This window comes from Microcoleus sp. BR0-C5 (assembly GCF_036705045.1).
Classification (GTDB): domain Bacteria; phylum Cyanobacteriota; class Cyanobacteriia; order Cyanobacteriales; family Microcoleaceae; genus Microcoleus.
The window spans coordinates 109544-133765 of record NZ_JAUBTR010000010.1 but is presented as its reverse complement, the minus strand read 5'-3'; the positions used below and the strand labels follow the sequence as shown (position 1 = coordinate 133765).

28 protein-coding genes are annotated in these 24222 nt (G+C 45.2%); 8 read left to right on the top strand and 20 right to left on the bottom strand.

The genetic code is table 11. The features are described from left to right. Nucleotides 1–88: 88 nt before the first annotated feature. Nucleotides 89–1267: a reverse transcriptase domain-containing protein gene (locus QUB08_RS07410; RefSeq protein ID WP_333224139.1), complete on the bottom strand. Its 1179-nt coding sequence runs from the start codon at nt 1265–1267 to the stop codon at nt 89–91. Further along, nucleotides 1156–1692: a reverse transcriptase N-terminal domain-containing protein gene (locus tag QUB08_RS07405; protein WP_333224138.1), complete on the bottom strand. Its 537-nt coding sequence runs from the start codon at nt 1690–1692 to the stop codon at nt 1156–1158. The genes QUB08_RS07410 and QUB08_RS07405 overlap by 112 nt, the downstream gene beginning before the upstream one ends. 835 nt (nt 1693–2527) lie before the next feature. On the opposite strand from QUB08_RS07405, the gene QUB08_RS07400 reads away from it, so the two are divergent. Beyond that, on the top strand, nt 2528–2671 hold the full coding sequence (locus tag QUB08_RS07400; protein ID WP_333224137.1) for a hypothetical protein: 144 nt from the start codon (nt 2528–2530) through the stop codon (nt 2669–2671). A gap of 313 nt (nt 2672–2984) precedes the next feature. Further along, on the top strand, nt 2985–4106 hold the full coding sequence (locus tag QUB08_RS07395) for an EAL domain-containing protein (protein WP_333224136.1): 1122 nt from the start codon (nt 2985–2987) through the stop codon (nt 4104–4106). A 166-nt stretch (nt 4107–4272) separates the two neighbouring features. Here the strand turns inward: QUB08_RS07395 and QUB08_RS07390 are convergent, their stop codons facing one another. From QUB08_RS07390 to QUB08_RS07365, 6 genes are all read right to left on the bottom strand, one after another. Further along, nucleotides 4273–5148, bottom strand: coding sequence for an SDR family oxidoreductase (locus QUB08_RS07390; protein ID WP_333224135.1), 876 nt, complete (start codon nt 5146–5148; stop codon nt 4273–4275). 159 nt (nt 5149–5307) lie between these two features. Continuing rightward, entirely contained in the window at nt 5308–6093 is a 786-nt protein-coding gene (xth, locus tag QUB08_RS07385) for an exodeoxyribonuclease III (RefSeq protein WP_333224134.1), read from the bottom strand. Nucleotides 6094–6169: 76 nt separating this feature from the next. After that, nucleotides 6170–6559 carry a hypothetical protein gene (locus tag QUB08_RS07380; protein ID WP_333224133.1) on the bottom strand — a complete coding sequence of 130 codons (390 nt, stop codon included), beginning with the start codon at nt 6557–6559 and terminating at the stop codon, nt 6170–6172. Continuing rightward, nucleotides 6538–6948, bottom strand: coding sequence for a HEPN domain-containing protein (locus QUB08_RS07375; protein WP_333224132.1), 411 nt, complete (start codon nt 6946–6948; stop codon nt 6538–6540). The genes QUB08_RS07380 and QUB08_RS07375 overlap by 22 nt, the downstream gene beginning before the upstream one ends. Before the next feature lie 64 nt (nt 6949–7012). Further along, on the bottom strand, nt 7013–8443 hold the full coding sequence (locus QUB08_RS07370) for an NB-ARC domain-containing protein (protein ID WP_333224131.1): 1431 nt from the start codon (nt 8441–8443) through the stop codon (nt 7013–7015). A gap of 173 nt (nt 8444–8616) precedes the next feature. Further along, nucleotides 8617–8817, bottom strand: coding sequence for a hypothetical protein (locus QUB08_RS07365; RefSeq protein WP_333224130.1), 201 nt, complete (start codon nt 8815–8817; stop codon nt 8617–8619). On the opposite strand from QUB08_RS07365, the gene QUB08_RS07360 reads away from it, so the two are divergent. Beyond that, a complete protein-coding gene (locus QUB08_RS07360) occupies nt 8804–9148 on the top strand; it encodes a hypothetical protein (protein ID WP_333224129.1) in 345 nt (114 codons plus the stop codon). The two genes, QUB08_RS07365 and QUB08_RS07360, sit on opposite strands and share 14 nt — an antisense overlap. 4 nt (nt 9149–9152) lie before the next feature. Continuing rightward, a complete protein-coding gene (locus tag QUB08_RS07355) occupies nt 9153–9761 on the top strand; it encodes an AHH domain-containing protein (protein ID WP_333224128.1) in 609 nt (202 codons plus the stop codon). Nucleotides 9762–9963: 202 nt separating this feature from the next. Here the strand turns inward: QUB08_RS07355 and QUB08_RS07350 are convergent, their stop codons facing one another. The 3 genes from QUB08_RS07350 to QUB08_RS07340 all read right to left on the bottom strand — a co-directional run bounded on the left by QUB08_RS07350 (nt 9964) and on the right by QUB08_RS07340 (nt 11240). Further along, entirely contained in the window at nt 9964–10203 is a 240-nt protein-coding gene (locus QUB08_RS07350) for a DUF2283 domain-containing protein (protein ID WP_333224127.1), read from the bottom strand. After that, nucleotides 10188–10517 (bottom strand): hypothetical protein, encoded by a 330-nt coding sequence (locus tag QUB08_RS07345; protein WP_333142692.1) that lies wholly within the window; start codon nt 10515–10517, stop codon nt 10188–10190. Before QUB08_RS07345 ends, QUB08_RS07350 begins: the two co-directional genes overlap by 16 nt. 408 nt (nt 10518–10925) lie before the next feature. Next, nucleotides 10926–11240: a transposase family protein gene (locus QUB08_RS07340; protein WP_333224126.1), complete on the bottom strand. Its 315-nt coding sequence runs from the start codon at nt 11238–11240 to the stop codon at nt 10926–10928. A 128-nt stretch (nt 11241–11368) separates the two neighbouring features. Here QUB08_RS07340 and QUB08_RS07335 point away from each other — a divergent pair, with 128 nt between their 5' ends. Then, nucleotides 11369–12292 carry a fused MFS/spermidine synthase gene (locus tag QUB08_RS07335; RefSeq protein WP_333224125.1) on the top strand — a complete coding sequence of 308 codons (924 nt, stop codon included), beginning with the start codon at nt 11369–11371 and terminating at the stop codon, nt 12290–12292. A gap of 308 nt (nt 12293–12600) precedes the next feature. Here QUB08_RS07335 and QUB08_RS07330 read toward each other — a convergent pair whose 3' ends face one another. The 4 genes from QUB08_RS07330 to QUB08_RS07315 all read right to left on the bottom strand — a co-directional run bounded on the left by QUB08_RS07330 (nt 12601) and on the right by QUB08_RS07315 (nt 14100). Beyond that, nucleotides 12601–12753 carry a hypothetical protein gene (locus QUB08_RS07330; RefSeq protein WP_333224124.1) on the bottom strand — a complete coding sequence of 51 codons (153 nt, stop codon included), beginning with the start codon at nt 12751–12753 and terminating at the stop codon, nt 12601–12603. Further along, nucleotides 12750–13178 (bottom strand): heavy metal-responsive transcriptional regulator, encoded by a 429-nt coding sequence (locus QUB08_RS07325; RefSeq protein ID WP_333224123.1) that lies wholly within the window; start codon nt 13176–13178, stop codon nt 12750–12752. Before QUB08_RS07325 ends, QUB08_RS07330 begins: the two co-directional genes overlap by 4 nt. A gap of 103 nt (nt 13179–13281) precedes the next feature. Next, nucleotides 13282–13575 (bottom strand): hypothetical protein, encoded by a 294-nt coding sequence (locus tag QUB08_RS07320; protein ID WP_333170200.1) that lies wholly within the window; start codon nt 13573–13575, stop codon nt 13282–13284. A 354-nt stretch (nt 13576–13929) separates the two neighbouring features. Continuing rightward, nucleotides 13930–14100 (bottom strand): hypothetical protein, encoded by a 171-nt coding sequence (locus tag QUB08_RS07315; RefSeq protein WP_172186391.1) that lies wholly within the window; start codon nt 14098–14100, stop codon nt 13930–13932. 167 nt (nt 14101–14267) lie between these two features. On the opposite strand from QUB08_RS07315, the gene QUB08_RS07310 reads away from it, so the two are divergent. From QUB08_RS07310 to speA, 3 genes are all read left to right on the top strand, one after another. Further along, nucleotides 14268–14858, top strand: coding sequence for a DUF3611 family protein (locus QUB08_RS07310; RefSeq protein ID WP_333224122.1), 591 nt, complete (start codon nt 14268–14270; stop codon nt 14856–14858). A gap of 155 nt (nt 14859–15013) precedes the next feature. Further along, nucleotides 15014–16162: a helix-turn-helix domain-containing protein gene (locus QUB08_RS07305; RefSeq protein WP_333224121.1), complete on the top strand. Its 1149-nt coding sequence runs from the start codon at nt 15014–15016 to the stop codon at nt 16160–16162. A 324-nt stretch (nt 16163–16486) separates the two neighbouring features. Further along, nucleotides 16487–18496 (top strand): biosynthetic arginine decarboxylase, encoded by a 2010-nt coding sequence (speA, locus tag QUB08_RS07300; protein WP_333224120.1) that lies wholly within the window; start codon nt 16487–16489, stop codon nt 18494–18496. Between the two features lie 101 nt (nt 18497–18597). Here speA and QUB08_RS07295 read toward each other — a convergent pair whose 3' ends face one another. The 5 genes from QUB08_RS07295 to QUB08_RS07275 form a co-directional block, all read right to left on the bottom strand. After that, a complete protein-coding gene (locus QUB08_RS07295; protein WP_333224119.1) occupies nt 18598–19761 on the bottom strand; it encodes an NDP-sugar synthase in 1164 nt (387 codons plus the stop codon). A 317-nt stretch (nt 19762–20078) separates the two neighbouring features. Next, nucleotides 20079–20894: a ScpA family protein gene (locus QUB08_RS07290; protein ID WP_333224118.1), complete on the bottom strand. Its 816-nt coding sequence runs from the start codon at nt 20892–20894 to the stop codon at nt 20079–20081. A gap of 87 nt (nt 20895–20981) precedes the next feature. Then, entirely contained in the window at nt 20982–21371 is a 390-nt protein-coding gene (locus tag QUB08_RS07285) for a LapA family protein (RefSeq protein ID WP_333156522.1), read from the bottom strand. Nucleotides 21372–21571: 200 nt separating this feature from the next. Continuing rightward, nucleotides 21572–22396, bottom strand: a complete 825-nt coding sequence (locus QUB08_RS07280) for a DUF3153 domain-containing protein (RefSeq protein ID WP_333224117.1) — start codon at nt 22394–22396, stop codon at nt 21572–21574. A 221-nt stretch (nt 22397–22617) separates the two neighbouring features. Continuing rightward, nucleotides 22618–23922: a metallopeptidase TldD-related protein gene (locus tag QUB08_RS07275; RefSeq protein WP_333224116.1), complete on the bottom strand. Its 1305-nt coding sequence runs from the start codon at nt 23920–23922 to the stop codon at nt 22618–22620. Nucleotides 23923–24222 lie beyond the last annotated feature (300 nt).

The following is a 24222-nucleotide window of genomic DNA, read 5'->3' as shown; positions in this document are numbered from 1 at the left end:
TTGTCAAATTTGAGTTTGACGCACTCACACTCAACTGAAGTTACCTTTACTATCTTTTAGGGCTTGCACCCAAGGCGGCGTAAAGGCTCTAATCCCCTAACCCATACAGGCTAGTTTCGTAGAAACGAACCGCACGAACCGGACGTGCGACTTTCACCGCATCCGGCTCCCGATGTTCTTGACTTGCGCCTTTGCTCATGTGAATATAATCGTGACAGCTTTCGTGAACCGCTAAGAGGTTGTTTATTTTCCGATTACTGTGGCAACCATCTACGTGGTGCAGATGTACCTTTTCATCGCCTAGCATTTTTAAGCCACATTTCCCACATTTATGGTTTTGCCGTTTTAAAGCTTTAGAGGTTTCGCCGTCATAGAGCTTGCTATTGCGCTCACTCCAATAGGCTATGTCTCCGTCATAAGGTGATTTCTCACCTTTGACATTGACAAATTTGTTTTCGGAGTAAGGAACCGCTGGGAATGCTTTTTCTATCAGTTTCTTGACAGTATAGCGATTCTGTTTTGCTTCCTTGTTGAATACCTGAAATGCCCTTGTTTTAATGTGATATAACGAATTTTTAGATCCGTCCATCTTGCAAAAGCGATGGTAGTTTCTCCAACCTCTAACTACAGGGGCTAATTTCTCAGCCTTGACCGTAGCACCATAATTCGAGTTGTTAACGATGTGTTTTACCTTCTGACGGAAAGCTCTAAAATTGTCCGCTGATGGAACGCATCTAAATTTCCCGTTGTTTTGCACTTTAAAATGCCAACCGAGGAAGTCAAATCCATCTGTCGTAGCCGTTAGCTGAGTTTTCTTTTCACTAACTTTCATCCCGCGTTCTGCCAGGAATTCGCTGACTTTATCAAGTATTGCCGTTGCGTCATCTTTGGGCTTGAGAATTATTACCATATCGTCCGCGTAGCGAACTGATTGGTGTATCTGCTCAATCCCATTGAGAGCGATATTGGCGAGTAATGGACTAACCACACCCCCTTGCGGAGTTCCTTGTTCTGGAAATTCTGGATTAACTCCTGATTTTAGACAGCGGAATATTCCGGCCTTGATGCCCATTGGAGCAATGAGTCGTTCCATGATACTGATGTGGCTTATCCGGTCGAAGCATTTTTCGATATCGAGTTCGATAACTCGTTTTTCTATTCCATTGCTCTGGGAGCGTAGATTGTGGAACAAAAATTTCTGCGCGTCATGCGCTGACCGTCCTGTTCTAAAACCGTAACTCCGGGAGTGGAAGGTTGCAACGCGCAAGCTGGCTCTAAGGCATATTTTGCGAGGCATTGCCACGCTCTATCTGCGGTAGTAGGTATCTTTAGGAGGCGGGTACTCCCATCCTTTTTAGGGATTGGTATTGAACGCAACTTCTGATGTTTCCAGTTGTTACTTTGGGTTCTGAGTTTTTCACTCAGCGCCAACCTTTCCTCATGTGTGAGTGAGGCTTTTCCGTCGATTCCCGCAGTCTTTTTGCCAGCATTTAGTTGAGTTACTTGACGTATCGCCAACATGATTGCAGCCGTGGATTTCAGAATTAGCTTTTGAAGGGACTTCGCTTTCTGCTTGTCTCCAACTTGAATCGCTTTGAACACTCGTTTTTGTAGGCGGAATAAGTCCCGTCGGAATTTCTTCCAAGGTAACGTTTTCCAAGATTCACTAGCATTACTGCTGTGTCTAATCATGCTCTTTCCCAACTTATGTTTTCTGAACACCTTGCAGCAATTACGCCGCATCCTACCCGAACTGAGGGAGTTCCGCTGCTCGTCTGGCCTACTTTGGAGTTCGACTTCTCCTAGACCCTCAATTCGTTTTTATTCGTTCCCTCGGCCGTGATTGTTTGTTCCTTTAGGTGTAGCCACTTTAACTACTGGATTCCCTGGACTCTTACCGATATCATGCCTCAAACTCGGCGGGAATAGTCTCCAGTGAAGTCGGGATTTATGGGCTGTGTCCCGCTTGAAAGTAAGTTACTTTTATAGGCTCAGTTTCACCATTGGAACTCCCCATTAACGCCAGTGTCATCCCACAATAGATGTCTGATTGCGTCCAGTTAAGAGCTTCACTCTCCAAGAATCGAGCTTGGTCGGTGTGGGCAGATAGGGAGTCATACCTGAGTCTGGCAGAAGGGGCTTGCACCCTTATCAGACCGAGAGTTCAGCCTTGTGGCTGGAAGGGCTATGTACGGGCTTTCACCGTGATTCACGCTTCAACGAATCGCACGGGCATTCTTTCTGTGCTTGCTTGAAGTAGTCCAAAATCCGCTCATACCCAATAAGGTAGTCAGCGGATGTGCTGAGGGTGACTGAATTAGATTTTTCGCTCATCTTTCGCTTAATTCTCCATAGTGCTGAGTCGCCTACTGTGTAAAGAATACAGCAGCCTGCTCAGTTTTCGCTCAGACGCAAAACAGGTTGTCTAGATTGAGCGAAAAAATGGGCTAGGATGGCGGAAAGTGGTAGAATAGTTCCGAGAGCTTAATTCAAATCCTGTCATCCCGATTATAAAATTAAATTGGATATGCCCCAGCCAGTGAGTGTGTTTTGGGCGATCGTCTGGCTGTGTATTTGTGGTACGCATAAATTAGTCGATCGGGCGATTCCGTACGGGATAGCGGTGCTTCACGGGCGTGTTAATTTGCCTTTGGTAAAAAATAAACTCTAGCGACTGTTTTGGCAGACGGAATTATAGAATAAAACGTAAACAATCAGAGCAGCAGTAGAGACTAGAGAACAAGTCTTTGCCTTCTCCCTCTGTGATGATTTGGGACTGTGTTTAATCACAGGTACTTGCTCAATGCTGAGAACTTTGACCAAGGTTTAAAACCGGAGGCAAGTATAAATACTGCAATAATTCTTAAATACAAGTTCATTAAGATTTACATCTTGAGATAGATGAATTAATAGCTGAATGAGCTTATAATAAAAGCTAATTCTTAGCGGGTCTAAAATTAACCCGAAAACCGGAGGATATTCCAATGCAAATAAGTGGCAAAGCCTTCGGCTCATGCTCTCGCTGCGAAACAGTACCCGAAAAAATAGAGGGCAGGGGAGGTCTGTACCTGTGGTTTCCAGTATCGCACACGCTGACCAAGGTTATTTCGGCACTGGCTAAGGCTAAACTTGAATTCAAGCTTTTAGAAGAGAGCAAGTGTTTGTACATTATGCTTGAGGGAATAGCCAAAGAAAAGTTTAACGCCCTAGCATCATCGGTGCTGACAAATCAAGAGTTGAAAGAGACAAAAGTTTTGTGGATGCGCGAAGTTGAACAGCCAAAACTTAGCGATTTTTATCGCAGCACTTCCTTAGACAGTTTTATTAATTTGAGTAACTCTGATTGGCTGTTAGATTTATTGTCCGAAGAACGAATTACTACACATTTTCAGCCCATTGTTTATACCTCAGATACTTCTAAAATTTTTGCCCACGAAGCGCTGCTCCGAGGAATTGACGAGCAAGGAAACTTAATTTATCCGGGTAGGATTTTTGCCCAAGCAGAATCAGCAGGCTTAATTTTTCAACTAGATGTTTTAGCCCGGACTCGCGCTATCCGCGAAGCCCATGTTTACGATATCAAAGAACTACTTTTTATTAATTTTTCTCCCACTTCAGTTTACGATCCCGCTACGTGCCTGCGAAGAACAGTACAGGCTATCGATGAAGCGGGAATTCCTCACAGCAATATTGTTTTTGAAGTAGCGGAATCTCAGCACCCTCCTGATATGGATCACTTAATTAATATTCTGAGGTTTTACCGAGAAGCGGGATTTTTAATTGCTCTGGACGATTTTGGCAGCGGTTCTTCTAATTTAAATTTGATGCACCAACTGCGTCCAGATTTTATTAAGTTGGATATGCAATTGATTCGCAACGTCCATCAAGATTATTATAAGGCCCTAATTACTGAAAAGATGTTAGAAATTGCCGCTCAATTAGAAATTAAAACTGTTGCTGAAGGTGTGGAAACTTTGGAGGAGTTTGAGTGGGTGCGGGAACGGGGAGCAACTTTTGTTCAAGGTTATTTGATTGCTAAGCCGACTTCTCCGCCGATCGCAGTTACGAGCTATATTGGTGCTGAACCACTACCTATTTCTGCTTAACGGGTTTCCAGTGGCAATTTGGGGCTACCTTTTGCTCGTACCCTGGCAGAGCCTGGGAACGCATATCGGGAGGCTCTGCCTCCATTAAAATGAGACAACAAATTGGAGGCAGAGCCTCCGGATTTTCATTACCAGGCTCTGCCTGGTAACGAGAATAACTAGCATTTTAAACGCTCAAATTGCGCTGCAGAAAGCTTTCTAATGATTCCATTCTCATGCCGTAGATTGATTCCAAGTTTTGCACTTCTTCGGGAGTGCAGAAATACTCGTTACCCAGCAGTACGCGCAAAGTTCCTAAGTCTTTTTGAGCTTGAGGATTCAATAAACCCAACGCATTTCTCAAACCGTCAAACACCATCAGCGGCGGGTTGATTACCATCGGTTCCCGCTTGAATAAGCGTGCAAAAATGCGGGGAATGTCATCCCTTGTGAGCACATCCGGGCCACCGACTCGCAGAATTTGGTTGCGGGCGCCTTCGACTGTTGGCGAGTCTGCGGCAATCTTTGCTAAGTCGTCGGTACTGACAACAGAGGTGCGGTTTTTGCCGTCGCCAATCAGCAGGTAAAGTCCGGTTTCTCGAAATCTTTCTGCTAGCGGTAACAAGCTGGAAGCAAAACCTGCAGGCCGCAAGATGGTATAATTCAAGCCGCTGTTTTGCAGGTATTTTTCTACTTCTCGCTTGGCTTTGAATACTGCGGAATCTTCGTATCCTCGATCGACTCCCAGTACCGAAATAAATACAAAGTGCTGCACTCCGGCTTCTTTGGCGCAGTCGATCAATTCTATGTTAGCGCGGTAGTGTACTGCTTGAACGTCGCCGCCGGTGCCGTGGCTGCTGATGATGTACTGCACTCCTTGGCAGGCTTTTTTAATATCTTTGTCTTGTTTCAAGTCGCCGATAAAAATCTCGGCGCCTCTGTTTTCTAGTTCTGAGTAGCGAGATGCGAGGCGAACCAAGGCGCGGACAGGTTTCTCTTGCTGTCTGATTTCTCGTACAATTCGGCGGCCTAGTGCGCCTGTTGCTCCGGTTACTAAGAACATGATTTTTAGTTGTTGGTTGTTATTGAAATATTGCACCTACCGTCATAGTCCGGCAGGGGTTTAAACCCCTGCCTCAAAGCTTAAGTCCTCTAAAGAGGACTGAAGAGTTTATTGAGAATGGTGCCCGATGTGAGTATTATGAATGTTATAACTTATAAATCAAATTTCGACAATTACGGGGGCGTGGTCGCTGGGTTTGATTAATTTTCTGGGAGCAATGTCTATTGTACAGTTTTTTGCTTGTTCGTACAGGGGAGGGCTGAGATAATGGTGGTCGATTCTCCAGCCGTTGTTGCGGGGAAATGCGGCGGCGCGGTAGTCCCACCAGCTATAATGACCTCCTTCTGATGTGAATTTGCGAAAGGGGTCGTTTAATCCTAATTCTATGATTTCTGTTAGTGCGAGGCGCTCGGCGACAGACAAGCCGACGGAGTTAGCATTGGCTTTGGGATTGTGGATATCTCGATCGTCCGGGACGATGTTGAAGTCGCCGCAAATGCACAAATTGGGGGATTTATCTAGTGCTATTTTGAGGTATTCTTGCAGCAGTTTGAGCCACTTTAGCTTGTACTCATATTTCTCGCTGCCGACTTCGGAACCGTTGGGAACGTATACGCAAATAATGCAAATATCGTCGATAACCCCGGCTATTAGGCGTTTTTGTTCGTCAAAAATATCTGCGGTTTCGTCGCCGAGAATGGGGGCAAATCCGGTGCTGACTTGTGACAGGGGCGATCGGCTAAAAATGGCGACGCCGTTGTAGGATTTTTGACCGGAAATGTAGCAGTTGTAGCCGAGGTTGATGAAGGGTTCTAGGGGAAAGTCTTTGTCTATAACTTTGGTTTCTTGGAGGCAGAGAACGTCTGGGGAGTTTGTTTGCAGCCAGCTAGTAACGTGTTCTAGGCGGGTGCGGATTGAGTTGACGTTCCAGGTGGCGATTTTCATTAATATAGTAATCCTAAAGGTTAGGTGAGAGGGAGAGCTATCGCACCTATTTTAAGCTATTTTTTGCTCTGTCAACTCACTTGATTTGATAAATGTAAGCATCTTCGATCCACGTCTGATTAATCCGATCATTCGTCATTCTTCTGCCTGATAAGTCTAAATTCCAATCTTGTTGTATCTGACGTAAGCCCTCAATTAAGTCATGTTTTGGGCTTACTGCTACGAGGGCTGTCCAATCGATTTTCAATTCAGGTTTAACTTCGCGAAAGACTGACAGAATTTCCCCATAAGTTTTAAGAGGCCCTTCGCTATCGTACAGAGGTGAAGTGAGCATTAGCCGCCATGTTTCTGGTTCTGGTGCGTAGTTCCAGAGAGCAGAGTCAACTGATAGATTTGCTGCATTTAGAGCGTCTATTAGTCTTTGACCTTCTGCTATTTCGTGACTTAATAATGTTGCTGTAGCCATTGTAAAACTCCGTGAGTGGGGTCAGTAATTGCTAAGTATATATCCAGGGCTTTTTGTTGGCTATGTGTTTGGTAACGGCTTTCTTCTGACCAGTCTTTGATCATAGACCATCGCAATGAAAAATTAGGATCGTCGAGGAGAGACTTTAACTCTTTATCAAGTTTAGCAACTTTAACCAACTTTTCTAAATCGTGGGTGTAACTGTCCATAACATTTTTCTTGTCAGGAAAATCAAATTCCTGAGTTTGCTTGGCAATGCAAGCCTTTAAAGCGCATTCAATCACATAACCGCTGAGGTAGTAAGCACCTGAGTATTTATGATTGTTGAGCAGCACTTCTACTTCTTCAAGTCGAGTGAGTGCTAGGTTCTGTAAATCCTGCCTATTCACAAGTTTAGCATACCTCTATAAATTTTTACTATCTTAGCTCTAGTTTAGCAGAGCGATAAGTTTATCAGTTTTTGTTTCGGCTTTTGTTGATTATATATTCTCTGATTACTTGCCCGATCGTAAAGTGCGATCGCCCATTTTGTTTTACTGTTTCAACTAATGACCGTCGTCCTAAAGATTGCATGACTTTCAAGAGTTCTGGCGGTGATACTTGGAGGTTTTCTGGTATTTTTGAGATATCGGCTGGTTCGGGGGTATTGGCTAGCCAACCCATAGCTTGTTGTTCGGATGCGGTTAGGCGATCGAAATGCTGGTGCAGGAGTGATTCTAAGTCACCTAAGAATAGGGTATCATAGGAGAGGAATTCGGAAACGCTACCGCCGAATAAGTCTTGAATCATAGTTGCAACTATATTTAACCATAAGGGATTGCCTCGGTAAAGGTCGATTAGTTCTGACCATTTCTCCGGTTCTGCTAAACCTTTTTCTCTAAATATTTCTTGTGCTTCCGCGCCTAAACCGTTGAGTTGCAGAGATTTGCAGGGGCGGTTTTCGCCTTCTAATGCGGCGATTTCTCTGGGTTTTTCCCAACTCAGGAGGATTAAGCAACTGTTGTGGGATGATTCTGTTAGTTGTTTGAAGAATGCGCCGTAATTTTCATATCCTGGTTGGTAATTTCCTGCGAGTTGTTGGCTGCTGAAAATGGTTTGGATATCATCGAGGATGATGAGACAGCGGTGCGATCGTAAATATTCTAGTAGGGGCAATCCCCCCGTGGTTGCCCTTTCTTCTGGATAGGGGGCGGGCACGGAGGGGGCGGGCACGGGGGCACCGCCCCTACAGAATTTAATTAAGTCGGTTTGGAGTGATGCCAGTGGTGGAGAGTTGCGGAGACTTCGCCAGATGATGTAGTCGAATTCGTGTTTAATTTGTGAGATTAGTTGGAGTGTAAGGGCGGTTTTTCCAATGCCGGATAAGCCTAAGATGGTGATGAGGCGGGTGTGGCCCAAAATCCAGTTTTCGAGGGTGGTGAGTTCGGATGTGCGGTTATAGAATAGGTTGGGTTCTGGTGCATCAGCTAAATCTAAATGTATTTTCCGTTCGGAATTGCTGGTTTTTTCGTTAAAAGTTTCCTCTTGTAACGATTCAGATTGTGAGGCTTTTGGGTAGTGAGAAGGATCGCAGGAGACTTTACCTATCTGCACGCAGTTATTTCCCGTAATTGAAAAACTGTTCGAGAATAGCCATCTTTCCACTGTATATCCAAAGTTCGATTGATTGATGTCTTCACCTAATGTTTCTGAGAGAAGTTTCCATAATTTTGCTGCGACCTTTTTGACATGAGCTTCGCTACGGTGGCAAGCTTTGGCTATTTCCGGGTATTTTTGGCGTTGCCAAGTGCCGCGTAATATAGCTTCTTGTAGATGATCGAGGTGTTTTTCCGTTTTGGCGAATACAAGATTGTCAGCGCACTGTAAGACTTCTTGAACGTCCATAAGTGGAGTAATGGGTTTGGTTTTGCCTATTGTTATCCTACTCTATCCTACAGTTTGATACTTTAGCAACTAAATCCTACTTTATTCAATATAGTTTACCTGAAAAATGGCTATTAAATCCAACTCTTTGCTAATGACGAGAATGAAATGAGATGATATTCTACAACTAACTCTTAAAAATCCACAAAAAAATTGCCGTAAAGTTGACTTTTTAAACTTGGCATGAGTATCAACAGTAATATGGTAAAACTAAAGTCATCGTCCATAGATCCTAATGAGAGGACTTCCCAAGTCCTTTCTAGAATTTGGAAGGTAGTTTGGTTTATAATAAAGTGGTGCTTCACGATCGCATTTGGATTGGTGTTTGGAGTCATTGCATTTGCTTTGGCACTTGGAGGTGTTAGGCTTCCAAATCTTCCGGATTTTACTCCTAAACGAAGACCTGAAGAATTTAACTCTAAAAAATTCCGAAGAGAACTTGAGGAGATGAGAGTTGAAGACTTATTACAAAATTTTGGCAACCAGCTTGAAAAAGCAGACAGAAATAATCAACTAAACCCAGAGGAAAAAAAGGTTTTCCGAAAACTAAGAGGTTTAGACAGTCTGGGTCTGCGCTCTCAAATTAAAAAAGCAATAAGTGATGATGATGAAATGGAAATTATCTTCCTTCTTCTTCTCAAACTACTCACTGGTGAATTGGGGTAATTTAATGGGTATTGGACAGTGGACAAGAAAATCAATCCTGCCAGGTTCAGTATTTTGCATACAATACAACATAAAACCTGGTGAATATTTGATTATGTATGATGGCTCGACTGGAGAACTGATAATCAAGGAAGCCAGTCAAGGCAAGATTGTATGCAGGAAACCACTAAATTCACCTGTGGATCTGGTTTATCTTCTTCCCGATCGTGAAAAATCGGAATTGATGCAACAACTTAAGAATAAGAATTATCCGTCAGCAGGGGGAGGTTTTTGCAATCACCATGTAATTCCCCACTTCATTTGTAATGAGAGTGAATTAGTACTTGCAGCAGAGAAATATAATCGTTTTAACAAAGATGGCGACGACAACTTGATGCCCTTACCAAAAAATTTTCATCAGAAGCACCATGCCCGAGGCTCAAAATATTGTCAAACAATTAGCTATCTTCTCCAAGATAGGTGGAATGCTCTTACGGAGGCGCATTTAGATACAGATCCTAATGAAATTGAAGAAGCTCTTAAGTCGCTTGTCGATGCTATCAAAGCACAGTTAAGTGATGTGCGAGATTGGGGAGGAGCCATGAATGATATCTACTACCTGAATGGTATGTAGATTTTTCTGTTGTTTAATAAACTGGAGGGATCGCCCCTCATCTCCCAACTTGTGAAAAAGTGCGATCGCCCTTACGTCCCAACTTGTCAAAAAGCGCGATCGCCCCTCGCCTGTGTTTTTCAAAAAAGCCACGAAAATCCCAAGCCTTCGTGCCATTTCGGTTGAGAATACACTATTTTATACAGATTTAATCTATTCTTGTTTAAGCCTTCTGACTCAAGTGCAACTTACCCACAATCGGTAATTCAAATACATTACTCTCTCGCAACCGCTTTGAGAAAAACATAACTTCCAGATTTTCAATTTCCTCCGTGTCAGGATTGAGACGAGCCACAATTCCATATTCTAGTTCTTGCGATTCTTGCTCTGCATAAGGTGAACATTTATTAACGTACAAAATATCCCCAATAGCATCGTATTTAAAAGTTAGTTTTTCTGCCATATTATCTCTCCTTGGGTAACATTTTTTGTTAAGTAAGCTGTCACGATCCAATAGCGCTCTCTGGGAACTGTATCATTCACCACAGCTACTACAACATACCTACCCTTGCGACCCTTACCATACTGCTGTGAAAATAGAAAAGTATTGCCGAAACGTAAATCACATCGAACCTCATCTGGGTCAGCTAGAGTTTTAGCAATTCTTTCCTGATAAGATGGTAGCAAATCGGGATGTGTATCGACAATATGTAGTTCTCGCTCTTCAGTGAGTTCAACCTCGCTATCGAGATATGGACAGAAAAATTGTGTTGTCACATTCCTCCATTCTTGCCAGTCCTAGTTACCTAACTTTTAGATTACCATAATTACCTGACAAGTTTAGCGATCGCCCTTACATCCCAACTTGTCCCAAAGGGCGTGAAGCGCAGCTATCCCGTAGGGAATCGCCCCTACATGAATTATTCAAACTAACTCCGACACACTCAGCCGCCCTTCTACGGCTTGATACTCATCTAGCTCATTAAATTTTTTATCTATTTTTTATTACGTAAAAATAATTAATGAGATGAAGACCATGCAGTGACTATATGTAGGGCTTTTTGCTGCTCATTTCGGTCATAAGATTGTTTCATTGTTTTGCCATCAATGGCAATCACGTTTAGTTCTAATTCCCCGATTATCGCATTTACCCAACTCAAAAAACATTCTTGAAACTGCTGCGGTTCAATTCGGGCAAATAAGGAGACTAAACCTGTCACGAGATAGTATACCATTCGGTAATTCTATAAAGCTTTTTAACCATCCATATTTGGCGTTACCATAGGCTTTTATTGCCACCCATCCGTCCGCACTGCTGATGATAGCTAGAATAGCGATCGCGATAATATCTTTGAGCAAATGTTCTTTACTTCTTTCTATTCTTGGCTCTTTCAAGTTGGCAAAATGTTCTAAGAAACTGGCATTTAAAAGATTCATTGAAGGCAATGAATCTGTTTGTTTTTGTTGGGAAGTTACAGCTTTACTAAAACCTCTTGCCATTGATCACACTCATGAGCTACCATAAACCACATAAAAAATTAGTCGGATATAATTGTAGCATATTTTGGGTTAAAGTTAAGATGCGTTTACCCTGAATCTAAAATCTAAAATCTAAAATCTAAAATCGTATGACTGATTATAAAGGCGATCGACAAACTAGCAATTTAGCAGCTATTCACCAACAAATCAATTGGCTTCACCAACAGCCAGACGGCTTCCTATTTCAACAAAACTCCGGCGACAACTGCATCGCCGTAAAAAAAATAAACTCAGTGCTACTACTGCTTTTAGCCGACAGAGAAACCTTAATCACAAATGTAGCTCAATCAATCCTAGACCTCAACAATCCACTAAATTTAATCTTTCCCTATTCCCGATCCGTGCTGCTAGCATTAGTCTGGAAAAACCACCCAAAAAAAATCTATGTAATCGGATTTGGTGGCGGCACCCTCCCCAGAATTTTCCACCACTATTTCCCTAACGCGATAGTCGAATGTACAGATATTGACCAAAAAGTAGTCGAAGTAGCTCAAAAATTTTTTGGCATTCAATTCGACGACAGACTCAAAGTAGCCATTCAAGACGGGCGCGAATATCTAGCCCAACAAGATTCCACAGTAAAAAACGATATAATTCTCGTGGATGCTGGTTTTGGCAGCGGCTATATGCCCTATAAATTGGTGACACAAGAATTTTACCAACTGTGCAAAACTCGCTTGTCAAGCGCAGGTGTTCTAATTGTCCACCTGTTCCACAAACAAGAGTTTAATGCGGCAGCGGTGAAAACAATTCAAACTGTGTTCGCACAAGTTTATATATGCAATTTAGAAACCGGCAACAGCATTGTCATTGCGACTAATGCTCCCGATTTAGCTAAAAATGAAATTTTCTTGAAAGCCGAACTTATTCAAGATTTCCACAATTTAGGATTTTCCTTAATAGAATTGTCGCTCCAGCTAAAAAAAGTAGCCCAATTTCCCGAATGGGTGAAAATTTGGGAAACGCTGCCAATTTTTACAGATGCTGAAATACCCGCCGGATATTTGGACTGATAAATATACACAATTAGGGCTGTTAACGGCATCCGACAAAAAACTCTAATTGTAGGGTGCTTATCGGGGCACCATCGGGCCGTAGGGTGTTTATGGGCGCACCATCGCTATGCCTTTAGCAAATCCCAATCACTCAACAGTTGATACTACCAAACATCGCTCTAACAAATACTTGACAGTGAAAATCGGGCGGTGTATTATAAGAGTAGTGCAAACAATAAAAAATATGAGACTAAAAAGTTGGGAGTCTCCTCGTAGCGAGGGCAGAAACTCCAAAGGTAAAGGCGGCTCAGCCAGGGCTCGGCAACTCAAGAAGCAACAGCAAACTCTGCGAAAACAGTTAAAAGCTCAACACGATCGACAAAACGATCGACAAAACCACCAACAAAACCACCAACAAAAGCATCAAGGGAAGGAAACCAATAATTCCTTCCCTTTTTTTGTATCTTTCCGCTGCTCAATCCCGCTGAATGTTCGGACAAATCGTGCTAGTAATGCTCGCCTGCGAGGGTTGCTCTTGCCAGCAGTTGAGAATGCCTTGCAACTCCCTCTTCAAAGTTTCTAAGGCTGCAATTTGCACGGAAATTTCCTCTACCTTCGCCGTGAGATGCTGCTTCGCTTCAGAGCAAGGCAACTCTCCCCGATCGCGAACCTGTAAAATATCCTTAATCTCCTGAAGGCTCAAACCCAGAGTCTGAGATCGTTTAATAAACGCTAACCTGTTGAATACCGTTTCCCCAAACAAGCGATAACCAGCGGGCGATCGCTTTACCGCAGGAGACAGCAAGCCCATCTCCTCATAGTAACGAACAGTTTTCACCGACAAACCACTACAGGCAGCTACAGAGCCAATTTTGTACAGTTTCTCGGCAACAGAAATATTCATACACCAAGCATCCAAGATCGAAAGACTTTCTTGCCCTATCTTTTAGTGCCTCAGATCCAGGGAGTCGATCGGCACATCGCCCAGTCACCATTGCCCAGTAATCTTAATAAGGAGGATTTTTTTTAGACACGTTAAGCACGGGCAACTGAGGTCTAGAAGACTGAGGAGGAAGATAGTATTCGGGAGCAGGTGCGGTTTGTTCGGCTCCAGAGCGGTAAAATTGCCACCAGCGGAGAGCCATCGCCACCCCAGCGGTGCCAAGCCCAAAAGCCAATAAAGAGCCACTCGCACCCATGCTGCCGATGGCGGCATCGACAACGCCCACTGTCACAACAAAGCTGGTAATTGGTTCTCTACGGTAAGCTGACCTCAACAGTCGCGTCCACGAAGCATTCATTTGGTTTTACTCTGTTCTATATTTATTTACAAGCTCTAAAACTTAGAGTTGGCGGAACGATCGGGATTTCTAGCTCCAAGACTAGCTTCACCTAAATTAATCTTCTCGCCTGTGGGGAATTGTACGGGAGCGAGGCAAAATTGCCAAGCTTGTCAAATCAAAATTCCACCCCATATATACCTCCAAAAGCCAGCTATTGCATTCGGGAACAGAACTCTCTCGGCAGAGAAGTCGCTGGGCTTGTTTCTAATTAATATTTTAATCAATTCCCGAAATTGTCGCGGTCAGCAGCAGTCACACCCGCTGCCGTTCGAGTCAAGACAAAGTGTGAGGCTGACCGCGCCATTGCTAAAATTAGTTGAGACCTAACCAGGACAGCAAGCCCTGGCCTGTGACATACTCGATAATTAAAGTTAGAGAAAAACCGATCATCGCGGCTCGACCGTTAAGGCGTTCCGCGTAGCTGTTGAAGCCAAACTTTGGCTGTTCCAGTTTGGGAGTGACGGTGGGTTGTAGTTGTGTCATTGCTTTGGGTACCTGGCGATCGACGCTATTCAAATGTGAAATTCAATGTTAGTTACAAATCTTAAACATTGCTACTTCTATTATAAAGAGGGTTAACCGCCGTCAACCGTCCCCGAAGAGAAAAAACTGCTGCCAACTAATGCCAATTAATTATACCCGCTCAAAATATGACTAATCAGTTAGATAACGATAAGCTTCCTATCGCCGCACAGCGAGTAGCCTTTGCCCTTCGTACAACAGGCTGGGTTTGCTTCTGGGTACAGTTAGTGCTAGGGGTGGTAGCGGCGATCATTTTGCTCTTTGCCATCCCCTTCGCCCTCCCCAGGGCTAGCGCCGCTGCGGGTTCAACCAGTGCCGGCACCGGCGGCGGCGTGTTTTTTGCCATTTGCGGGCTGGCCGTACTCGCTTACAGCGTATATCGCTCTTTCCGCTTCACCCGCTTGTCGAGACAACTGCGATCGCCCGGTAACGCAGTCCGCCCCAAAAAAGCAGACACCATCAAAGAGGTGCGGCTGTCACTGATGAGCAACTTATCGGGAATGGTGCTGACTCTGATCGGCGCAGAAGCCATCAGCGGCACGCTTTTAGCCAAATCTCTAGCTCAGCCGCAAGCCTTGTTCGGTGCCGCAGTTGATGTGGGCCGATTTATTCAGCCCCTAGATATATTTGTGGTACTCGCCAATACTCACGCCACTGTTGCCCATTTTGTCGGGATTTTCGGGGCTCTTTGGTTGCTCGATCGTATCCACAAACAATAGTTATTGGTGAGGGGGAACCGATGCCCGATGCCCAATGCCCGATGCCCAATGCCCGATGCCCCACACTCCCACTCTCCCCCAACCGACATCCGGAATCACTGCCAACCTGTCGAAGAACGTACTCAGATACCTTCTACTAAGACAAAATGAATATCATGGCACTGAAACCCGAGGCTTATTTTGGGGTGACAGATCACCCAACTATTGAAATTTCTCAAGAAAGTTTTCGTTCTGTCCTGGGTCAAATAGAAACTGAACTCCTCTGTAGCGACACCTATAGCCAAGCTCTAGCTAGCTTGCAAACAATGTTGGGCGAAGCAGCCTCCGCTGCCGAAATTTTAATTAGAGCGGTTAGCAGAGAAGCCGTCAAGCTCGCATTCGATCGATTTCCCAAACAAAACAAAATTGAACCGCAAGTACCCCAAGAGAGTTTTACTGCTGTAAGTCCCGCCATTGAGACGGTGACAGAAATTCAAGAATTGGAGCCACCAGTAGCTGTTCCTGTCTTCTACTGGCGAAGCGCTAGTGTCGAAGCGCCGCCCCAAACCGAGTCTGAAACTGAAAATTCCGATCGAGACAGTAACACTTCTGAAGACAGCAAACAAGCGCCCCAAGACGAACTTAAAGTCGAGTCGGCTCCACCTGCAACTGTCACCGTCCCCGGAAAATCCTTCCCAGGGTTCGGTTTTCCCAAGAAGCCAAAAAAACTCACCAAGGAAGAAGAAGCAGCTTTAGCCGTTCAACAGCGAGAAGAGTGCCTGCGGGAGTTGGGTAGAGAATTGCGTAAGGGACGGCAAATTCGCTCCCTATCCCTGCAACAACTCCACAGTCAAACTCTCGTGCCGCTGCACCACATCGAATCGATCGAAAATGGGGAAATCGACAAACTGCCCCAAGATATTTACGTGAGAGGTTTTATCCGCAGACTCGGCGACGCCTTGGGACTAGACGGCAGCGCTATGGCGAATGCTTTGCCCAAACCCGCTCCCAGTCCAATTCCCAGTATGTATGTGTCGGTTTCCGAATCCGAGTCAAGCGAAGGCTTTCAAATGCGTCCGGTGCATTTGTACATCGGCTACACCGCTTTGATGGCTGGGGCTGTAGGGGGTTTGGGTTGGCTGTCGCAGCAACCCGTGGTGCCAGGAGCACAGGCAGTACCTCAACCGCAGGTGACACCGCCAGCCTCAGTTGCACCGGCTCAGAAGACCCCAGAAAAAGCACCTCAACCGGGCTTGAAGAAGTCTAATAACGGGGGATTGATGATGGGGGCTGACATGGCGCCGCCGGAGGTGATTTTTGGTTAGTGTGTGTCGGGCGATCGATCGTCCGACAACTCTCTTGGCGCAGGTGAACTCGGAAACCCGGTTTCCGAGTTCACCTACATACGGATATTTGTTTGAACAAAGGAGTCCTGGAGAGCAATTACGGTTGAGATTTTAGTTAAATCCCCCACATTCATCCACCTGTAGAGTCAATTCTAAAATCTAAAATCTAAAATCTAAAATCTAAAATCTAAAATCTAAAATCGCCAGCCCGTGTACCCAAAGTGATTTTTCAACTGCATCAGGAAACCCGATATGTGCGATAAACTATCTATTTGACCACTCCTAAAAGAGGTTTCCGATAACATGAGTTCCCCAGCCACCGCTGCTTTCTCCGATCTCGATCCGCTATCGACTCACTCGCCAACAGTCACGAGTTTGGCTGCACCAGACAGTGCTTTGGTAACGGCGGCTCAACTGCCACAAGCATCTTGGACAATAGAAGATAGTGAGAAACTCTACCGAATTCAAGGTTGGGGCGAACCGTATTTTTCGATCAATGCAGCCGGTCACGTTACAGTGTCTCCCAAGGGCGATCGCGGCGGTTCCCTCGACTTGTGCGAACTGGTAGAATCCCTGAAACAGCGAAATTTGGCTTTGCCCCTGCTGATTCGATTTTCTGATATTTTGGAAGACCGGATCGAGCGCTTAAATTCGTGTTTTGCCAGAGCGATCGCTCGGTACAATTACAAAAATGTCTATCGCGGTGTCTTTCCAGTTAAATGCAACCAGCACCGACAATTAATTCAAGATTTGGTGCGTTTTGGTCAACCCCATCACTTCGGACTGGAAGCCGGATCTAAACCCGAATTAATGATAGCTTTGGCGACCTTAAAAACCCCAGGCGCTTTGTTAATTTGTAATGGTTACAAAGACCGCGAATACATCGAAACTGCTATTTTGGCGCAGCGGCTAGGGCAAACTTCCGTAATTGTGCTGGAGCAAATAGAGGAAGTAGAACTCGCAATCGCCGCCAGCAAAGCATTAGGAATTAAACCGATTTTGGGAGTGCGAGCAAAACTCACTACCAAAGGCGTTGGTCGCTGGGGAGGCTCCACGGGCGATCGGGCAAAATTTGGTTTGACAATTCCTGAAATTATTCGTGCAGTCGGCGAACTAGAAAAAGCTGGAATGCTTGATTGTTTGCAGTTATTGCACTTCCACATCGGCTCTCAAATTTCCTCAATTAGTGTCATCAAAGACGCCATTCGAGAAGCCAGCCACATTTATGTAGAATTAGCTAAATTGGGAGCTAATATGAACTACTTGGACGTAGGCGGTGGACTCGGCGTTGACTACGACGGGTCTAAAACAAACTTCCACGCTTCCAAAAACTACAATATGCAAAACTACGCTAACGACGTAGTAGCGGGAGTGAAAGATGCCTGCGACGAGCGCAAAATCCCGGTTCCAATTATCATTAGCGAAAGCGGGCGGGCGATCGCTTCTCACCAATCAGTATTAGTTTTTGACGTACTCGGTACTAGCGATGTCCCCAGAGAAGTACCCGAACCAGTAGACGAAAACGCCCACCAAATTCCGCGCAATCTCTACGAAATTTACCAATCTATCAATCCCGAAAATTACCAAGAAGTTTATCACGATGCTATCCAATTTAAGGAAGAAGCAGTCAGTTTATTTAACTTAGGCTATTTGGGAATTGCGGAACGGGCGAAAACCGAACAGTTGTACTGGGCTTGCTGCGATAAAATACAGGCGATCGCGCGACAAAAAGAATATGTATCTGACGATTTGGAAGACTTAGAAAAGGTGATGGCGTCCATTTATTACATCAACTTATCTGTTTTCCAGTCAGTACCAGACAGTTGGGCAATTAACCAATTGTTCCCTATTATGCCAATTAACCGACTCAACGAAGAACCAACTCAACGCGGTATTTTAGCCGATCTTACCTGCGACAGCGACGGCAAAATCGACCAATTCATCGATTTGCGAGATGTGAAGTCGGTTTTGGAACTCCATACTCTCAAACCTGGAGAACCTTACTATTTGGCGCTATTTTTGGGAGGTGCTTATCAAGAAATTATGGGCAACCTTCACAACTTATTTGGCGATGCTAATGCAGTTCACATTCAGCTAACACCTTCTGGCTATCATATCGAACACGTTGTGAAAGGAGACACTATGAAAGAAGTCCTCAGCTACGTACAGTACGATTCAGAAAATTTGGTTGAAAGCATCCGCCGTCAGACAGAAGCAGCTTTGCAGCAAAATAAAATTACTCTTTCCGAAGCCCAACTTTTGCTGCAAAATTACGAGCGGAGTCTCACCCAATATACTTATCTTCAGTCTTAAACTGTAGGGTGCAACCTAAGCACAATACCAGAATTAAAAACTGAGATCATAAATGTAAAGGTAGGGTGCGCCTAGCGCACCTTACCTTGAGCAATTACCAATTATGCACCATGACCGAGAATTTCAGATATCGCCCGCCGCTCTTCTCCGTGTTGAGTCGGTAAAACTTGGCGAGCGTCAGTAATCAGCCAATCGAGAGCCGCCGCTTGCAAATCGATCGCAGCGCCGGTTTTATCAACGCAGTAGCGCCCGAACACCAGTTTATCAACCAACCGCACCTCCGGCCCCAAACGGGAATACTCAAAAATCACGCTGTTTTCCACAGTTGCGCCACTGCAAAGCCAGCAATTTGGGCCAATCATTGTCGGCCCGACAATTTTGGCTCCATCCTCAATGATCGTCATCCCACCAATGTAAACAGGCCCAGTAATATCAACTTTATCCCAGTTGACAGCTACATTCAAACCAGCGTAAATGCCGGGGCGCACTTCAATTCCCGGAATCGAAACATTTTTAACTTGTCCCAACAGCACGCTCTGAATGGCCCGCCAATAGTCAGGAACTTTGCCGATATCCACCCATTCAAAGTCCATGCTAATCCCGTAAAAAGGCGCGCCTTCTGCTACTAGCTTGGGAAATAACTCCGAACCGATATCGTATTCCTGGTCTGAAGGGATGTATTTGAATATTTCCGGTTCAAAAATATAAATACCAGTGTTAATGTCGGTACTCAGAGCTTCCTCTACAGAAGGTTTTTCTTGGAAATCTTTAATTTTGCCAGACTCGTCTGTTACCACCACTCCGTAACTGGGAACCTCCTCGCGGGGAACCGATTTCATAACAATAGTAGCGATCGCCCCTTTTTCCCGGTGCCACTTCACAGCAGCAGTCAAGTCCAAGTCAATCAAAGCGTCGCCGCACAGCACCACAAAAGTATCGTCAAAAAACGGCGAGAAGTCCTGAATTCGTTTCATGCCACCAGCAGAACCGACAGCCTCTCCAATCATTTCTCCTTCCTCAATTCGCCCTTCAAAAGAATAGGCAATTTGTACCCCAAACTTTTGACCGTCGCGGAAGTAGTTTTCAATCACGTCTGCCAGGTGGGAAACATTGACCATAATCTGGTCAAATCCGTGCTGGCGGAGCAATTCAACCAAAAACTCCATCACTGGCTTTTGCAGGATGGGAATCATCGGTTTGGGTATTGTCTGAGTAATAGGACGGACGCGAGTGCCTTTACCGGCCGCCAGAATCATCGCTTTCATTATTAACTTCCTCAACCCTCTGTTAACTGATATCAACTGAACAATTAGATGCTAGCGGTTGCGATCGTCAAATCGATCGATCACAGCAAAATCCTGACCTGTTTATAGGCGACATCGTACCAGGCTATCAATCATTTATTCGGAATTAACCTGGATTTAAGAAACCAGGTATCGGGAACCAGCAATAACTTCACACTCCCGCTCTCAGCATCCGGGGCTCAGCAACAGAATGCCATCGAGCGAGATTCTGCCTGGAATCTTAACCGACGCAGTGGCATAGTTATTAGTTTCCTCCGAGAACCTAATACCCTGCAAGCTCAAAGCGCGCGGATTTTGAGGTCTTGGTAAAACTCCTCTTGAAGCAACTCTACTTTAGACTGAGCCGATAGCAGCAACAACGCCCAAAAAATACCCACGCGGTCATGATTTGGCAAGTGAACTTCCCCAGTCGATACCGGGTGTTCTGGGTTGACAGGAGAGTGCAAATCGTTATGATGCCAGAGCTCTAGCAATTTGTCCAAGTCCAGCCAACCCTCGTCAATTTCCGCGCCCCGCTGAGCCAGAAACCGTTCGAGTTCACTAGCAGTTTCTACGAGATTTTCTTGGTGAGCTAGCTCAAAGATAGCCTGGGCCGCTTGCGATCGCATTTTTGAGGTAGGGCGGCGACGGGGGGTAACTGTCTGCTGCTCCATTGCTGCTTTCATTAGCTGCAACTGCTCAATCAGTTCTGGGAGAGTCACCGGGCGTTTTTGCGGTAGTTGAGCTACACCGCGACGGCGCAATTGCCGTTCTAAATGCTGCGGCAAGTGTCGTCCGCCTGAGTGTTCTACGTCTTCTACTGCGGGCTCGTCGGCGTCGGGATTCGCGGGGGGTTCGGAGAGGACGATACTTTCTGCTTTGAGCAACACCAGCATTGAAGCGTACAAAAACGCTTGGCCGGAGTGGGACAAATCGGAGAAATCCTTACTCTGATCTGCATCGGAGGCGTTCGTAAGCTTGCTCAGACATCGATCAAACACTTCAATTACCTTAACGTCCCAAGGATCAATTTCTCCCCGTTCGGCTAGGTCAATTAAAATTGCGATCCCCTCGGAAATCGTTTCTAAGCCATCTTGGTCTCGGGAAACGGCCATTCGATTTTAGATTTTAGATTTTAGATTTTAGATTTTAGATTTTAGATTTTAGATTTTCCCTCTGAGAAAACCAGAGAGCATATCAAGTTAATTGGCGGTCATTTCAGGATTAGTGCCCTCAATGGCTGCTATTTCTAAACTTATCGGTTCTGCACTTTCTAACAAAGGTTGTTTGCCTTCTACTTCGGCTTTATAGCGTTCAAGATTTTGTTCTAATTCCTGAATCCGCTGCTCTTTTTCGCGAACTTGGCGGAGTTGTTGGCGCGAGGCGAGGGTTCGCTGCATTCTCGACCACAGACTGAACAGCCACGCTAGTGTGGCTCCTAATCCGGTCGCTACAATTAGTTCTACGCACAGCGGAGCTTTAACTTGGACGCCTTCGATAACTTGAATGGCGACTGGCTGTGTATTTTCGATGCTGAATAATACTAGAGCCAAGCAAATCAGAAAGATGAAGAAGAAATTTAGCGATCGCATTTTCTCTGTTCCTAATTCTCAATTCAGGTTAAGCAAATTATTTACCATTTGTCAACTGTTTTTTGGCAGATGTTCTCAGTTTTTTTGATAAAATCAAATCGGGTCAATTAACCATAATATCCGGGGAGGGGCGGGTTTATTGCAGCTCTAAGAGTTGATTGAAGAGATTTGTTAAGCCGCCCCTCTAGGACATATCCTCTTTAGGTTTGACCGATGTTTTGCGGTTTCTTGCCGATTCCCAGTGCTGGCAATATTTGATATTTCAAAGCAATGCCCGCGGCTACAAATAAGGCAATAATCAGCGCCCCAATTCCTACCGGGCTGGGAATCCAGAATATCGCCTCCAAATAGTTAACTTCTCCGGGTTTGAGCTTCCAAACTAACTGTTTTCCTTGCTGAGAGCTTTCGGGAACCAGCGCACCGGCGACAGTTTCAATACTTTCGGCGCCCCAAGGCGTGTTCAAGCTAAAGTCTAGCTCCAAAAGTCCCCCCGGACTCAGCAGCAGACTGCCATTAGAAGAAAGCAGTGAAAGAGAGCGCAAATCCAATTCCAAACTCAACCGATTTCTCAGCACCAATAACAAATTATTCTGCTTGACATTCAGGTGAGATTCAAACTTCGGCAAATCGGTTTCTAGCCGACTTGAAACCAGAGATTTTGTCGTTGGTGCGACGGGATTGTAAAATTGGTTGAACTTGTCTTGCAACTCTGCTCCATTATTGAAAGGAATCCTCACTAGAACTTCTGTGGGGGAAACCCGTTTAGTTTTTCCGTCCAGCAACCTCACCCGGCGTTCTACGCTTTTCAACCATTCTGCAACAGTTTCGCTGCTGAAGCTCGTCAACCTTTCCCCCAGTTTAATGTGCTGCACGATTTCGCCGCGAGTTTGACTCTCAAAGTTAACCCCGACATCGTACTGAACGCATCCAGTCACTAGAGTTAAAAGGCAAAAAACCAAAGGTAAAAGAAAGAAAAAGTGCTTTTTCTTCTTCCGAGTTCCATCCTTGACATTTGGCTCTTTCATTATAAATTTTTCCCTGTTTTTACCTATTTGCATGAATTAGCAAAGCGTTGAATTGCCGACACTGTTTCTATGTTTGTTTAGCACGTTAACTGGTTCCTAGGCTCTGCCTGGGAACCCATGTCCAGAGGCTTTGCCTCCCAAGCTTTCATCCAAATTCGAGGCAGAGCCTCATGATCTGTATTACCAGGCAGAGCCTGGTAACGAGTAAAACCGCACTGAACTTATTGCCTCGAAGCTACACCCAACTGTTGAAACAGCATACTCGGCAAATATGCCGCACCGCCTACCCATTCGGCTTCGCTACTCAAATCTGCCAAATTTTTAAACGCTTCAAAAATGCTGCCTGCCACCATTGTATTCTTGACGCGGCCGACAATTTTGCCTTTTTCTACTTTATAGCCTAAGTCCAAATTGACAGAAAATTCGCCAGCTAACTGATTGGACTGACCGGCACCTAAAACCTGCTCTACTATGAGCCCTTCGTCCATGCTAGCAATCAAGTCTTGAGTGGCGGTATTTCCTGGGGAAATGCAAAAGTTAGTCAAATCAGGGCCTGGGCGAGACAATCCGCCACGAAAACCGTTGCCGGTTGATTGTACACCGGCGCGAGTGGCCCACCTGCGATCCCAATAAAATCCGGTGACAGTACCTTTGTCTATCAAGATTTTGCGGGTGGTGGGCGTACCTTCGTCGTCAAATGGACAAGCCGAAGGGCCTAAAGTGGGGTCTTCAAAAAAGGTAAAGCGTTCGTCAAATAAGGTTTCGCCGATTTTGTCTGCTAGGGGAGAGGCTTTTTGAACTACTGCTTGACCTGAAAGGATGGTATCAAAGAGGCCACCGAGGGTGCTAGCGGCGGCTCTGGGGGTAAATAATACTGGGTAGGAACCGCTGGTGATGGTGGCTGAATGTTCTGCGAGGCGGTATTTTTCGAGGAGTGATTGGAGGATGCTGTTGGTATCCAGGGGACGATCGCGCGCTACGTCGTAACTGTATGCTTGCATAAAGTCTTCTCCCTTTACCAAATTTCCCGCGATCGTCGCGCTGACTATTTGGCTGCTTCTTTCGGCATACAAATCTTGCGTCGTGGCAATTTTCACTCTGCCGCTGCGGACGTGAAATCCGACATCTACCATAATATCGGGATTGTAGGCGTGAACTTGCTCGATGAGGTTTTTGCCGTTTTCGACTAATTCTTGAGTTGTGGGCGGAGTGTAGGTGGTTTCCGGGCCTTTTAGGTGGAAGTTGGAGGCGAGTTCAAATTCTGCGGGGTCGCCGATTTCGGCTGTTTGAATCGCTGCATCTACTAAATCCTCTATCCGCGTTAAATCTGTGGAACTAGCAAAACCGATTTTGCCTTGGTAAATCAGCCGGAGTGCTACGCCTTGCAGTGCTTTGGTTTGCAGGGATTTGAGGCGATTGTTTTCAAATTCGATGGGGGTGTCTTGACTCGACAGGTAGTAGACTTCAGCGGCATCGGCGCGTTGAGATGCCAATTTCAATATCTGTTCTATGGTTGAATCGCTCACAATAATAGCCTTTCTGGTTTGGTCTTTTTTTTATTTTAGCGATTTAGGGTGTGGCCAGAAACCGGGTTTTTTCCCAGAATATCGATACACCACCGAAAAGCTGCGAAAAACCCGGTTTCTTTAGTCTAAGTGCATCCATCAATCCCCAGCCATCTGCTGAACCATAGCAATAATTTCTCTGACTGTCTCCGCGTCGGGCGATCGCAATTGCTGTAAAATCTCCAAAGATTGCTGTAAATAATTCAACTTAGAAACCGGGTTTTTTCGTGAATCTGCCGGCTACAGCGAAGTATTTCCATA

Bases quoted from the DNA above. Each gene is read 5' to 3' on its own strand.
- QUB08_RS07405 (WP_333224138.1), bottom strand. From the start codon at position 1,692: ATGATTAGACACAGCAGTAATGCTAGTGAATCTTGGAAAACGTTACCT.
- QUB08_RS07400 (WP_333224137.1), top strand. From the start codon at position 2,528: ATGCCCCAGCCAGTGAGTGTGTTTTGGGCGATCGTCTGGCTGTGTATT.
- QUB08_RS07395 (WP_333224136.1), top strand. From the start codon at position 2,985: ATGCAAATAAGTGGCAAAGCCTTCGGCTCATGCTCTCGCTGCGAAACA.
- QUB08_RS07390 (WP_333224135.1), bottom strand. From the start codon at position 5,148: ATGTTCTTAGTAACCGGAGCAACAGGCGCACTAGGCCGCCGAATTGTA.
- xth (WP_333224134.1), bottom strand. From the start codon at position 6,093: ATGAAAATCGCCACCTGGAACGTCAACTCAATCCGCACCCGCCTAGAA.
- QUB08_RS07380 (WP_333224133.1), bottom strand. From the start codon at position 6,559: ATGGCTACAGCAACATTATTAAGTCACGAAATAGCAGAAGGTCAAAGA.
- QUB08_RS07370 (WP_333224131.1), bottom strand. From the start codon at position 8,443: ATGGACGTTCAAGAAGTCTTACAGTGCGCTGACAATCTTGTATTCGCC.
- QUB08_RS07365 (WP_333224130.1), bottom strand. From the start codon at position 8,817: ATGACTCCAAACACCAATCCAAATGCGATCGTGAAGCACCACTTTATT.
- QUB08_RS07355 (WP_333224128.1), top strand. From the start codon at position 9,153: ATGGGTATTGGACAGTGGACAAGAAAATCAATCCTGCCAGGTTCAGTA.
- QUB08_RS07350 (WP_333224127.1), bottom strand. From the start codon at position 10,203: ATGGCAGAAAAACTAACTTTTAAATACGATGCTATTGGGGATATTTTG.
- QUB08_RS07340 (WP_333224126.1), bottom strand. From the start codon at position 11,240: ATGGCAAGAGGTTTTAGTAAAGCTGTAACTTCCCAACAAAAACAAACA.
- QUB08_RS07335 (WP_333224125.1), top strand. From the start codon at position 11,369: ATGACTGATTATAAAGGCGATCGACAAACTAGCAATTTAGCAGCTATT.
- QUB08_RS07325 (WP_333224123.1), bottom strand. From the start codon at position 13,178: ATGAATATTTCTGTTGCCGAGAAACTGTACAAAATTGGCTCTGTAGCT.
- QUB08_RS07320 (WP_333170200.1), bottom strand. From the start codon at position 13,575: ATGAATGCTTCGTGGACGCGACTGTTGAGGTCAGCTTACCGTAGAGAA.
- QUB08_RS07315 (WP_172186391.1), bottom strand. From the start codon at position 14,100: ATGACACAACTACAACCCACCGTCACTCCCAAACTGGAACAGCCAAAG.
- QUB08_RS07310 (WP_333224122.1), top strand. From the start codon at position 14,268: ATGACTAATCAGTTAGATAACGATAAGCTTCCTATCGCCGCACAGCGA.
- QUB08_RS07305 (WP_333224121.1), top strand. From the start codon at position 15,014: ATGGCACTGAAACCCGAGGCTTATTTTGGGGTGACAGATCACCCAACT.
- speA (WP_333224120.1), top strand. From the start codon at position 16,487: ATGAGTTCCCCAGCCACCGCTGCTTTCTCCGATCTCGATCCGCTATCG.
- QUB08_RS07295 (WP_333224119.1), bottom strand. From the start codon at position 19,761: ATGAAAGCGATGATTCTGGCGGCCGGTAAAGGCACTCGCGTCCGTCCT.
- QUB08_RS07290 (WP_333224118.1), bottom strand. From the start codon at position 20,894: ATGGCCGTTTCCCGAGACCAAGATGGCTTAGAAACGATTTCCGAGGGG.
- QUB08_RS07285 (WP_333156522.1), bottom strand. From the start codon at position 21,371: ATGCGATCGCTAAATTTCTTCTTCATCTTTCTGATTTGCTTGGCTCTA.
- QUB08_RS07280 (WP_333224117.1), bottom strand. From the start codon at position 22,396: ATGAAAGAGCCAAATGTCAAGGATGGAACTCGGAAGAAGAAAAAGCAC.